This window comes from Ruminococcus sp. N15.MGS-57 (genome assembly GCF_000980385.1).
Lineage (GTDB): Bacteria > Bacillota > Clostridia > Oscillospirales > Ruminococcaceae > Hominimerdicola > Hominimerdicola aceti.
In genome coordinates, this window is record NZ_LARF01000001.1 from 1 (window position 1) to 11,940 (window position 11,940).

Genomic DNA, 11,940 nt, shown 5'->3' on the forward strand with positions numbered 1-11,940 from the left:
TTTAGAGTTACACCATTTTATTATTTCATGTGTCTACTCTAAGGGGATTATATCATTAAACATATCGTCCATTTTTTTATGTTATATTCTATTTTTAACACTCCATATCATGGATAAGTCCGCAGTTTCGCATGGAGATAGTTCCGTTATTGCCTGTTATATAATGGTCAAGAACTGTCACGCCTAAACATCTCATATATCTCATGACCTCACGGGTGAGAGTAACGTCCTCCTGAGAGGGGGTGTTGGGTGAGTCAGGGTGATTGTGGGCAAGGATAACAATATCAGTGCCGCTGTTGAGAACGGCTTTTGTAAGCTCACGAAAATCAACAGGGGTAAATCTCGCACCGCCAGCGGATATGTCTGTTACGCTCTTTATGTGAAAGCCAGAGTCGATACAAATTACCTTGAATTTCTCCTGCTTTTCGTTTCTGAAACAGTTGTTTACAAAACCCAGCGCCGCAGATATGTTTCTAATGTCTATCCTGCTGTCTGTGACAGTGGAGCAGTAGTTTATAAGCTCTCTGAAAAATAAAAGTGAGTTTGCAGAGCTTTCACCCATGTCCTTTACCGAAGAAAGCTCCTCCACAGAAGCGTTAAGAACGCTGTTTAAGCTTCCGAACTTTTTTATAAGCTCGTGTGCAATATCATTGGTGTTCTTTCTCGGCACAATGTAAAATAAAAGCATTTCAAGTATCTCATGCTCGGAAAAGCCCTTGAAATTTCCCGATTCTTTGAAACGCTTCCTCATTCTCTCTCTGTGACCACCGTGGTCTGCTTGACTGCTCATTTTATCACCTCTTATACAAGTATAAAATATCCGCACTTTTTTGTCAATAAAAAAACATTGTGACTTTATTCTTTACAGATAATTTCAGCAAGAGGGTAAGCTAATAATATTTAGAAAATTTTATTAATCAATCGCAAATAGCGTAAAATGCTAAAAAAACCTTCAGAAATATCAAAAGTGTCTGTGCGAAATGACGTTGAAAAAGGTTGTTTTTTTATGATATAATGAAATGGTAACTATTATATTATGGAGATGTTTTTATGACAGACCTGACGGTGGGAAAACCGTGGACAGTGCTGTGGAAATTTTCCCTGCCTATGTTCGTGAGCGTGATATTTCAGCAGATGTATTCCATTTTCGACAGTATCATAGCAGGAAAATTCGCAGGCGAGGACGCTCTTGCAGCAGTTGGTGCGTCTTATCCTATAACAATGATATTTATGGCGTTTGCAGTGGGAAGCAATGTTGGCTGTTGTGTGGTGATATCTCAATTCTTTGGCGGAAAAGAGTTCTCAAAGGTAAAAACTGCGTCAACTACTACTATAATTTCATGTACGATACTTGCGACAGTGCTGACAGTTTTTGGACTTGCGTTCTCTACTCCTCTTATGAGAATGATAAACACGCCCGATAACATCTTCCGTGACGGCGAGCTTTATCTGAAGATCTATATCGCAGGTCTTATCTTCCTGTTTCTTTATAACGTGGGTACAGGTATTTATAACGCAATGGGCGACTCGAAAACACCATTGTATCTCCTTATCGGTTCATCAGTTGGAAACGTTGTTCTCGACTATGTGTTCGTGAAGTTCTTTAAATGGGGTGTGGCAGGCGTTGCATGGGCTACTTTTATCGCTCAGGGAGTGGCTTGCGTGTTCTCACTGCTTATTTTGGTTAGGAAAACCGCAGAAATTAAAACAGAGGATAAACCACCGCTGTTTTCAGGAAAAATACTTAAAAAGATAACCCTTTATTCTATACCTAGTATTTTACAGCAAAGCTTTATCTCAGTGGGGAATATCTTTGTGCAGTATCTTGTAAACAGCTTCGGCTCGTCTTGTATCGCAGGATATTCTTCTGCAATAAAGCTAAATACCTTTGCTATAACAAGCTTTACAACGCTTTCAAACGGGCTTTCAAGCTTTGTTGCACAGAATTACGGTGCAGGCAGGAACGATAGGATAAAAAGCGGATATAAAGCAGGACTTGTTATCTCGGCTATCGTGGCAGTGCCTTTTATACTCTGCTTTTTCTGTATGCCAAAAACTATGATAAATCTGTTTCTTGACGACGGCGGAACAAAAGCCGTTGAGATAGGCACAACATTTTTGAGAATAATATCGCCTTTCTATGTGTTTGTGGGCATAAAAATAATGTCAGACGGAGCATTGAGAGGTAAGGGTGCAATGCAGTATTTTATGATATCAACTTTTACGGACTTGATACTCAGAGTAGTGCTTGCGTTCGTGTTGGCAAGACCATATGGGTCAACGGGAATATGGCTGTCATGGCCGATAGGTTGGCTTGTATCAACAGTGTTGTCAGTGGTGTTTGCGAGAGTGAAAGTGATGAAAAAGGAATTGAATGAGGAATGAGGAGTGAGGAGTGAGGAATGGCAAAGCCAACCGAACAAATCACAAGTAATAAGTAAAATAAAGAGCCGATCACAGCGATTTTGCGGCATAACAAACCATGGCGTAAACCTTGGCTAAAACAACGTAACTCCGATTAGCAAAGACTAAATTAAAAAAAAGTTCTCAATAATGATGTTGACAAGTTTAATTAAATGTTGTATGATTATAAGAATAATAAATTAAGAATTCAAAATGTTTGCGGGAGGTTAATTTATGCTGGATACTAATGTAAACAATAAGTTTGGTAAAGAGGGTCTTACCTTTGATGACGTTCTCCTTATCCCGGGCGAGTCGGATTGTACACCTGATATGGTGGATATCCATACACACCTTACTAAGGATATAGTCCTCAATACACCTATAATGACATCTGCTATGGATACAGTCACAGAGTCAAAAATGGCTATCGCTATCGCAAGAGAGGGCGGTATCGGTATTATCCATAAGAATATGACTATCGCTCAGCAGGCGGAAGAGGTGGATAAGGTAAAGCGTTCCGAAAACGGCGTTATCGTTAATCCTTTCTCTCTCACAGCCGATAAAACTGTTGCTGAAGCTGATAAGCTCATGGGCAAGTATAAGATCTCCGGCGTGCCTATAGTCGATGAGGATGGCAAGCTCGAGGGTATCCTCACTAACAGAGATCTTAGATTTATCACTGATTTTGAAAATATCAAGATCGGTGACGTTATGACTAAGGAAAACCTCGTTACTGCTCCTGTTGATACGGATCTTGAAGGCGCTCAGAAGATACTTATGAAGCATAAGATCGAGAAGCTTCCTCTTGTTGATGCAAACGGCGTTCTTAAGGGTCTTATCACTATCAAGGATATTGAAAAGGCTGTTCAGTATCCAAATTCCGCAAGAGATAAAAAGGGCAGACTTCTTTGCGGTGCTACTATCGGCATGACTAACGATATTCTTGAAAGAGTTGCCGCTCTCGTTGAAGCTCAGGTAGACGTCCTCGTTCTTGACTCTGCTCACGGCCATTCTATGAACGTTATAAATTGTCTTAAAAAAGTTAAGGCCGCTTTCCCTGATACACCGGTTATTGCAGGTAATATCGCTACTGCCGAAGCCGCCAGAGCGCTCTGCGAAGCAGGTGCTGACGCTATAAAGGTCGGTATCGGCCCTGGTTCTATCTGTACTACCCGTGTAGTTGCTGGTATAGGTGTTCCTCAGGTCACTGCAGTTTATGACGCTGCTTGCGCTGCTGCTGAGTATGGCATTCCTGTTATTGCTGACGGCGGTATCAAGTATTCAGGCGATATCGTTAAGGCTCTTGCCGCTGGTGCAAATGTTGTAATGCTTGGTTCACTCCTCGCAGGCTGTGACGAAGCTCCAGGCGAAACTGAGATCTATCAGGGCAGACAGTTCAAGGTATACAGAGGCATGGGTTCTCTTGCCGCTATGAACAAAGGCTCAAAGGACAGATATTTCCAGACAAACTCAAAGAAGCTCGTTCCAGAGGGCGTTGAGGGTCGTGTGGCTTATAAGGGTCCAGTTTCAGATACTATCTTCCAGCTTGTTGGCGGTATCCGTTCAGGTATGGGCTATTGCGGTTGTCATACTATTGCAGAGCTTGGCGAAAAGGCTAAGTTCATCAGGATAACAGGCGCAGGTCTTAAGGAGTCACACCCACACGATATTTATATCACAAAGGAAGCTCCAAACTATTCCGCAGGTATCTAATAGAATATATATACAAAAAAAGAGCAGAGATCTCGTTTCTCTGCTCTTTTTTGCATTATTTTGTAGGGGAAAACAGCGTTCGCCCACAGTTTCAAAGTTTTTTTCTGAAAAAACTACTCCATAAATTCTCCCAAAAGACCACTTGCAATTGCTACAGTTTCAGGACATGGACGCTTCTGATAGTATTCTTTTGTGCGCTTTGCAGGGTCAGGATTACTAGGTCCGCTCAGACCGAGAAGCTCACGGCAGATGATAGTGTCAGAGCCAAGCTCTTCCTTGAAACGCTTTGCAAAAAGCTGAACACGCTCATAATCCTTGCCCTTTGCCGCCCTGTCACTGCCTATGGTGTTGCCAAATTTCAATCCAAGCACCATGACTGCACCTGTAAATGCTCCGCAGACCTCTCTCATTCTGCCTATTCCGCCGCCAAAGCCCGAAGCTATCTTGTATGCAGTTTCGCTGTCAAGGCCGATATCCTCAGCCCATGCGCCTACTACCGCCTGTGAACAGTTGTAGCCCTCCATGAAAAGAGCCTTTGCTGCCGCTGCTTTTTCTTTATTCATTTAAAAAGAACTCCTTTTTTGTCATATATTGATCTTCATTATAGCACAGCTTTAAGTTTTTTTCAAGACGTATTATTGGTTAGTATAGTCTACGTCAAATTGCATAAAATATTGCCATAAAATTTTGCAATATTTTTATATTGTTAGACGAAACTAACCTATTGACAAATGTACACTAATGTGGTATACTTTAATTAAAGCAAGGGAAAAGCTGCAAAGAATAACGCAGATAAAGCGAAAACGCTGGTCTGTGGAAAAGTAAAAAAATGATATTTAAATAAGGAGGACAAAGATTATGTCAAAGTTTGTATGTTCAGTATGCGGTTACGTTTATGAGGGCGAGGCTGCTCCAAAGGAGTGTCCTATCTGCCACGCACCAGCAGAAAAGTTCAATAAAGTAGAAGAAACAGCTATCACATGGGCTGACGAGCATAAGGTAGGCGTTGCAGAGGGTCTTGATGAGGAAGTTGTTGCAGGTCTTAGAGAGAACTTCAACGGTGAGTGCTCTGAGGTAGGTATGTATCTTGCAATGGCAAGAGTTGCTTACAGAGAAGGCTATCCTGAGGTAGGTATGTACTATGAGAAGGCTGCTTATGAAGAGGCAGAGCATGCTGCTAAGTTCGCAGAGCTTCTGGGCGAGGTAGTAACACCTTCTACAAAGAAAAATCTCGAGATGAGATATATGGCTGAGAATGGTGCTTGTGAGGGCAAGATGAAGCTTGCTAAGAGAGCAAAGGAGCTTGGCTATGACGCTATCCATGACACTGTTCATGAAATGGCTAAGGACGAAGCAAGACATGGATGCGGCTTCAAGGGTCTGCTTGACAGATATTTCGCTAACAAGTAATTTATCTTAAAATAGTATAAATTAAAGATTACGACGAATTTTTCCCGAAAAAGGCGGAGGTATTTGAAAAAATACTTCTGTCTTTTTGTTTTATAAAGCCGTTATAAAGGCTCAAATCTATTGCAAATGACGTAAAACTGTGGTATAATATTTTAGTATGATAAAATAATGCTTTAGGAGATGATAGTGTGATAGAAACACTGGCGGCGGAAACTGCGACCTTGCAGAACGTTTATGCCCCCTTGCCTTTCAAGGTGCATATGATATTCTGCGTTATTGCTACGCTTTTATATATAACTCAGTTCATAAGGAAAGGCTCTTATCATTATCTTACATTAATGATAGCTATCGACCTTACTATAGTTACTCAGTTTACCACAAAAAGCTTTGTTATCGGTATGCTTTTCGGTGCAGAGGTAGCGCTTCTTGCGGCAACAGCTTTTATTTCCCATAGGTTTGCTAAAAAGCAGAAAGCTTTGGAGAATGCCGAGGAAAAGTCGGAAACTGCTCAAAAGGAAGATGAAGAATGAAAATAGTTATACTTGACTCAGAAACAGTTTCAAGAAACGATGTGTCGCTGGAGGGTATAACAGTCCTTGGTGAAAGCATTGTTTATGGTTTTACACCAAATGAACAGGTCGCAGAAAAGATAGGCGACGCTGACGCTGTTATATGTAACAAGTGCCTTATAACAGAGGAGGTATTCTCAAAGTGCAAAAACCTGAAATACGTCGGTCTTTTTGCAACGGGATATAATAATGTTGACCTCTCCGCCGCAGACAGGCACGGTGCAGTGGTCTGCAATGTGCCTGCATATTCTACAAATGCAGTTGCTCAGCATACTTTTGCACTTATCCTCAACTATTTCAGCAAGATAAGAGAATATGCCGAGAAAGTTGACGAGGGCGGCTGGGTGAATTATAAGCTGTTTTCATATTTTGGTATTCCTACCTATGAGCTTGCAGGAAAAACCATTGGTATAGTAGGCTATGGCGACATAGGAAAGAAAGTTGCCGAGATAGCAAGAGCGTTCGGCATGAAGGTCATCACCTTTACACGCTCACCCCAGAAAATAACTGACGGCACGCCTGCGGTAAGCCTTGAAGAACTTCTAAAGACCTCTGATATAGTGACGCTCCATTGTCCTCTCACAAAGGATAATGAGAAAATGATAAATGCCGAAAGCCTTGGCATGATGAAAAAGTCAGCATTTTTCGTCAACACTGCAAGGGGCGGTCTTGTGGACGAAAAGGCTCTTGCTGAGGCTCTTGAAAATGGCGATATCGCAGGGGCAGGAATTGATGTTCTCACGAATGAACCGATGCGTGAGGATTGCCCGCTCAGAAACGCAAAGAACTGCACTGTTACCCCACATATAGCGTGGGCACCAAAGCAGACGAGAGAAAGGCTTCTTGAAACTGTTGCGCAGAACTTGAAAATGTGGATAGAGGGTACGCCGCAGAATGTTGTCAACGGAAAATAACAATAAGGACATGATAAAAATGATAGATATGACAAAAAAGAAAAGAGTTGTGGTAAAGGTAGGAACTTCTACTCTTACTCACAGCACGGGGCTTCTTAATATACGTCGTGTGGAACAGCTCGTTAAAACTCTTGCCGATCTGCAAAATGCAGGACATGAGATAATCCTTGTATCAAGCGGTGCGGTGGGTCTTGGCAGAGCAAAGCTTGGCATAAAGGAAAGACCAAAGGACACTCCCACAAGACAGGCTTGTGCGGCGGTGGGTCAGTGTGAGCTTATGTATCTTTACGATAATCTTTTCTCTGAATACAGCCTTAATGTGGCTCAGCTTCTGCTTACAAAGTATATTCTTCTTGAGGACAGACGCATAAATGTGCAGAACGCCCTTAACCGCATTATAGAGCTTGGTTCTATCCCTATTGTGAACGAGAACGATACGGTGTCTATTGATGAGCTGGAGCTTGAAATGGGCGAGAACGATTCTCTTGCGGCAAATGTTGCGGTGCTTGCTAATGCAGATCTGCTTATAATAATGTCTGATATCGAGGGACTTTTTGACAAAGACCCTCATAAGTATGATGACGCTGAGCTTATCCCAGTTGTGCCTGAGATAACGGAGGAGATAAAGGCTATTGCAGGGGGTGCAGGTTCTTCACTTGGCACAGGCGGAATGGCGACAAAGATAAAAGCCGCTGAGATATGCAAAAATGGCGGAATAGATCTTATCATAATGAATGGCAGAGATCCAAGACATTTGTATAAGGTATTTGAAAATAAACCTATAGGAACACTTTTTACAGCTAACGGGGAGGTATAGTAAAAATGAGTTACATCGATATTTTGGGACAGAAAGCAAAAGCTTGCAAAAAGGATATCGCCTTCGCTTCAACAACACAGAAAAATGACGCACTTCTTGAGATCGCACATATCCTGAGAGTTTGCAAGGACGATATTATCGAAGCAAACAAGGTTGACCTTGAAAACGGCAGAATGAGGAAAATGTCTGAGGCAATGCTTGACAGACTTGCACTCAATGACAGCCGTATAGAGGGCATGGCAAAGGCTTGCGAGGAGCTTGCACAGCTTGACGACCCTGTGGGCGAGGTAGTTTCAGGCTCAACAAGACCTAACGGCATGAAGATTGAGAAAGTAAGAGTGCCAATGGGCGTTATAGGCATTATTTTTGAAGCCAGACCTAACGTTACTGTAGACGGCGCTATACTTTGCCTTAAAAGTGGAAACGCTGTTATACTCAGGGGCGGAAAGGAAGCAATAAATTCAAACAAAATGCTTGCTGACCTAATGAGAAAGGCTGTCGAAAGGGCAGGCTTCAGTCCTGATATCATTCAGCTTGTGGAGGATACTGACAGAGGCATCGCTCTTGATATGATGAAAGCTAATGATTATATTGATGTCCTTATCCCAAGGGGAGGCGCACAGCTTATAAAGGCTGTTGTACAGTCTGCCACTGTGCCTGTTATCGAGACCGGCACAGGAAACTGTCACGTTTATGTTGACGCAAGTGCGGATATAAAAATGGCTGTGAACATTGTTGATAACGGCAAGACCTCACGTCCGTCTGTATGCAACGCAGTTGAAAGCTGTCTTGTTCACAGAGATATCGCAGAGGATTTTCTCCCGAAGCTTAAAGAAAGACTTGACAAGCACCACGTTGAGATAAGAGGCTGTGAGCTTACAAGGCAGATACTTGGTCCTGAAAACGTTACTCCTGCTGATGATGACGATTATGCAACAGAGTTTCTTGACTATATAATCTCTATCAAGGTCGTTGACGACATGGCGGAAGCCCTTGAACATATCGACAGATTTTCTACAGGACATTCTGAGTGTATCGTAACAGAAAGCCTTTTTGCCGCACAGGAATTTCAAAAGCGTGTTGACTCAGCGGCAGTATATGTAAACTGCTCAACAAGATTTACAGACGGCGGAATGTTCGGTCTTGGTGCTGAGATAGGCATTTCCACTCAGAAGCTTCATGCAAGAGGTCCTATGGGTCTTAGAGAAATGACCACCACAAAGTATCTTATCTCTGGAAACGGACAGATAAGAGAATAGATATTAGTGAGGAGTTAGGAGTGAGGAATGAGGAATTAAGGTATCGCCTGCGGCGATGATTTCTCTGTAGGGGCGACCTTTGGTCGCCTGTCTGCTCTGATACTTTGATATATTACAAAAAAGAGGTAATTATAATGATAAAAGCTATGAATATTTCTTATGAGATAGGCGATAAGCTTTATCTCAACATCACAAACAAGTGTCCATGCAACTGCACATTCTGTATTCGTCACAACGGTGACGGTGCTTATGGCTCTGACCCACTGTGGCTGGAACATCAGCCTACTGCCGAAGAGGTAATAGACAACATCAAAAAGCGTGACCTTGACAGCTACAAGGAAATTATTTTCTGCGGCTATGGCGAGCCTACCTGTGAGCTTGAAATACTCAAAGAAACTGCAAAGTATATAAAATCTGTTACAAAGACACCTATAAGGATCAACACAAATGGTCTTAGCGACCTTATCAACAAGCGTGAAACTCCTGCCGAGTTCAAGGGACTTGTTGATATAATCTCAATAAGTCTTAACGCTTCTGACGCAAAGGCTTATGACGAGATAACAAGACCCTCATTCAAGGGCGTGAACTGCTTTGAAGAAATGCTCTCTTTTGCAAAAAGAGTGAAAGAGTTCGTGCCGGAGGTAATGCTCACTGTGGTCGATATAATCGGCGAAGAGGAGATAAAAAAATCTCAGGCGGTTGCTGACAGCGTGGGTATACATCTCAGAGTCAGAGAATATGTTGATTAATATTTTGTAAACAATATATTAAGTTTTATATTTGCTCAATATTCCGTTTTCAGCAAACATCTAAGTGATGTCGGAACAATAACCGAGTGCTGAAAACGGATATTTTTTGTTCGATAATAAAAAGAAAGCTAGGTAGAAAAAATGGAAAAGGAAAAGATAAGACGTCTTGTTTTGCAGGCAGGACAGGGTGACAGAGCAGCTTTCGGCGAGCTTTACGAAGAAACGGGCAGGTCGGTATATTTTAACTGCCTGAAGCTTCTTGGAAATGCCCAGCAGGCAGAGGATATAACTCAGGACACTTTCATGAAAGCTCTTGAAAAGCTTGACAGCCTTAAAGAGCCTGAGAATTTCTCAGCGTGGGTAAACCGCATTGCCATAAACAACTGCAAAATGTATTTCAGGAAAAATCCCCGCACTGCGGAGGAGGAGTCGGAAAAGATAATCGACGATACACCCGACAGCGAGCTTATCCCTGACGATTATGCCGACAGCGAAGAAAAACGCAGGATAATAATGAACATTATCGACACCGCTCTCACTGACGAACAGCGTCAGACAATAATACTTTTCTATTTTGATATGATGAGCGTGGCTGAGATAGCAGAGATAATGGAATGTTCTGTTGGCACTGTCACTTCCCGTCTTAGCGCTGCAAGAAAGAAGATAAGGGAGGCGGTGCTTATTTACGAAAAGAAAAACAATGACAGGCTTCATGCTGTTATGCCTATACCTGTTCTGTCAAAGATATTTATGCAGGAATGTCAGCATTTGAAGCTGCCTGAATTATCCGTTTTCAGCAAGGCGTCAGCCACGGAAGTTGTTCCCGATAAAAATACTACAATAAGTAAATCGGGAGGAAAAGGTATGTTTTCAACAGTAAAAGCAAAAGTAATAGCAGGTGTGGTCGCATTGGCAGTAGTAGGCGGAGGTATCACAGCAGCGGTGCTTGCAAACAGAGATAAGACAGCAGATGCTGATAAGCCAAACACAGCCGTTCAGACAAACGCACAGGGGGAAGTGAACGAGCAGGAGATAGAGGACAAGCTAAACGAACTTGATGAAAATGCTGATAATGAAGATGATGCAAGCGGTACAAATTCAAACAGTGAGCTTGAAATGGCGGTTTACACTGTTTCTGACGAGATAAAAAATGCTGATCTTTCGTCAGGTCTTGTTCAGCTCAATGGTGACATCATGCAGGTGGGCGGATATATAAAGACGTCTGATTTCTATGCAAAATATGCTGACGAGTATAGCTTTGTATACTGCGATGGAGGTCACTATGAGGATAAAAAGGGCGAAATGCTCAATTATCGTGTAGGTGCTGACAACTATTTCGGCGGTGAATGGTGGGATAGCTATTACATGACCCTTATCCCAAAGGTCGAGCCGCAGGGAGATGAGATAACGGTCTATGTTGCAAATCTAACAAACCCTGACGGACAGGTATCTCTTGCAGACAGCTATGTGGTATGGGCAGAGGAAACGCCTATGTCAAACGATATTTACACCCCTGCTTGGATACCGACCGGTATGCCAACAAGGCTTTGCTATGATGTCACAAGCACAAAGAAACTTGATGAGATATATGACAACATAGATGATTATTCAGCACAATCAGTGCAGGATATGCTTGCTTCTCAGGGCATCTCAAAGGGCGAGAACAGCATTTCAGGAAACTATCTTTCCTATGTTTACTCACAGGGCGATATGTCAATGAGCGGAACATACTGTGTGAACAGTGACACTGACCCTGATGTTTTCGTTGCATATGTTGCAGGTGAGAAAAATGCCGCAGGGCTTACACCTCTCTACAGATATCATTTTGCCTTCGATACAAATTCAAAAAAGCTTTATGAAAGCAGAATGTATCTTGCAGGTATGTTCTGAAAAACCTATCCCTCACATTTGTGGGGGATATTTTTTGCTCGTTGACAGGTATTTTGTTATGTGATATAATTATTTCGGCAATATTATAATAATAAATATTAACTATAAGTAAATTATATATGAAAATTTTGAATTTGCTCAACAAATCGTCTGCGTTTTGCATCTAACTAATGTCGGGACTGATAAAACAGCGGACGAGAAAACGGCAATTCGGAA

The 11,940-nt window shown here is 42.2% G+C and carries 11 protein-coding genes; 9 read left to right on the forward strand and 2 right to left on the reverse strand.

All coding sequences use genetic code 11. From position 1 onward, the window contains the following. Nucleotides 1–94: 94 nt before the first annotated feature. Complete coding sequence (locus WS40_RS00005) at nucleotides 95–790, reverse strand: JAB domain-containing protein (RefSeq protein WP_046439108.1); 696 nt, start codon at nucleotides 788–790, stop codon at nucleotides 95–97. 260 nt (nucleotides 791–1,050) lie between these two features. Between WS40_RS00005 and WS40_RS00010 the strand changes: the two genes are divergently transcribed. Together WS40_RS00010 and guaB are read left to right on the forward strand one after the other, a co-directional pair. Then, a complete protein-coding gene (locus WS40_RS00010; RefSeq protein WP_046439111.1) occupies nucleotides 1,051–2,385 on the forward strand; it encodes an MATE family efflux transporter in 1,335 nt (444 codons plus the stop codon). Nucleotides 2,386–2,637: 252 nt separating this feature from the next. Beyond that, nucleotides 2,638–4,116, forward strand: a complete 1,479-nt coding sequence (guaB, locus tag WS40_RS00015) for an IMP dehydrogenase (RefSeq protein ID WP_181979856.1) — start codon at nucleotides 2,638–2,640, stop codon at nucleotides 4,114–4,116. 113 nt (nucleotides 4,117–4,229) lie between these two features. Here guaB and WS40_RS00020 read toward each other — a convergent pair whose 3' ends face one another. Beyond that, complete coding sequence (locus tag WS40_RS00020) at nucleotides 4,230–4,679, reverse strand: C-GCAxxG-C-C family protein (protein WP_046439114.1); 450 nt, start codon at nucleotides 4,677–4,679, stop codon at nucleotides 4,230–4,232. A gap of 295 nt (nucleotides 4,680–4,974) precedes the next feature. Here WS40_RS00020 and WS40_RS00025 point away from each other — a divergent pair, with 295 nt between their 5' ends. The 7 genes from WS40_RS00025 to WS40_RS00055 all read left to right on the forward strand — a co-directional run bounded on the left by WS40_RS00025 (nucleotide 4,975) and on the right by WS40_RS00055 (nucleotide 11,724). After that, a complete protein-coding gene (locus WS40_RS00025; RefSeq protein WP_022287215.1) occupies nucleotides 4,975–5,526 on the forward strand; it encodes an NADH peroxidase in 552 nt (183 codons plus the stop codon). 188 nt (nucleotides 5,527–5,714) lie between these two features. Next, nucleotides 5,715–6,056, forward strand: coding sequence for a hypothetical protein (locus WS40_RS00030; protein ID WP_022287216.1), 342 nt, complete (start codon nucleotides 5,715–5,717; stop codon nucleotides 6,054–6,056). Next, nucleotides 6,053–7,009, forward strand: a complete 957-nt coding sequence (locus WS40_RS00035; protein ID WP_046439117.1) for a D-2-hydroxyacid dehydrogenase — start codon at nucleotides 6,053–6,055, stop codon at nucleotides 7,007–7,009. The genes WS40_RS00030 and WS40_RS00035 overlap by 4 nt, the downstream gene beginning before the upstream one ends. A 19-nt stretch (nucleotides 7,010–7,028) precedes the next feature. Next, entirely contained in the window at nucleotides 7,029–7,826 is a 798-nt protein-coding gene (proB, locus tag WS40_RS00040) for a glutamate 5-kinase (protein WP_022287218.1), read from the forward strand. Between the two features lie 5 nt (nucleotides 7,827–7,831). Further along, nucleotides 7,832–9,085: a glutamate-5-semialdehyde dehydrogenase gene (locus tag WS40_RS00045; protein WP_022287219.1), complete on the forward strand. Its 1,254-nt coding sequence runs from the start codon at nucleotides 7,832–7,834 to the stop codon at nucleotides 9,083–9,085. Nucleotides 9,086–9,219: 134 nt separating this feature from the next. Then, nucleotides 9,220–9,834, forward strand: coding sequence for a TIGR04100 family radical SAM protein (locus WS40_RS00050; RefSeq protein ID WP_022287220.1), 615 nt, complete (start codon nucleotides 9,220–9,222; stop codon nucleotides 9,832–9,834). Nucleotides 9,835–9,975: 141 nt separating this feature from the next. Then, entirely contained in the window at nucleotides 9,976–11,724 is a 1,749-nt protein-coding gene (locus tag WS40_RS00055) for an RNA polymerase sigma factor (RefSeq protein WP_046439120.1), read from the forward strand. The last annotated feature ends 216 nt before the right edge of the window (nucleotides 11,725–11,940 follow it).

Excerpts from the sequence above, each read along its gene's own strand:
- WS40_RS00005 (WP_046439108.1), bottom strand. The coding sequence starts at position 790 with ATGAGCAGTCAAGCAGACCACGGTGGTCACAGAGAGAGAATGAGGAAG.
- WS40_RS00010 (WP_046439111.1), top strand. The coding sequence starts at position 1,051 with ATGACAGACCTGACGGTGGGAAAACCGTGGACAGTGCTGTGGAAATTT.
- guaB (WP_181979856.1), top strand. The coding sequence starts at position 2,638 with ATGCTGGATACTAATGTAAACAATAAGTTTGGTAAAGAGGGTCTTACC.
- WS40_RS00020 (WP_046439114.1), bottom strand. The coding sequence starts at position 4,679 with ATGAATAAAGAAAAAGCAGCGGCAGCAAAGGCTCTTTTCATGGAGGGC.
- WS40_RS00025 (WP_022287215.1), top strand. The coding sequence starts at position 4,975 with ATGTCAAAGTTTGTATGTTCAGTATGCGGTTACGTTTATGAGGGCGAG.
- WS40_RS00035 (WP_046439117.1), top strand. The coding sequence starts at position 6,053 with ATGAAAATAGTTATACTTGACTCAGAAACAGTTTCAAGAAACGATGTG.
- proB (WP_022287218.1), top strand. The coding sequence starts at position 7,029 with ATGATAGATATGACAAAAAAGAAAAGAGTTGTGGTAAAGGTAGGAACT.
- WS40_RS00045 (WP_022287219.1), top strand. The coding sequence starts at position 7,832 with ATGAGTTACATCGATATTTTGGGACAGAAAGCAAAAGCTTGCAAAAAG.
- WS40_RS00050 (WP_022287220.1), top strand. The coding sequence starts at position 9,220 with ATGATAAAAGCTATGAATATTTCTTATGAGATAGGCGATAAGCTTTAT.
- WS40_RS00055 (WP_046439120.1), top strand. The coding sequence starts at position 9,976 with ATGGAAAAGGAAAAGATAAGACGTCTTGTTTTGCAGGCAGGACAGGGT.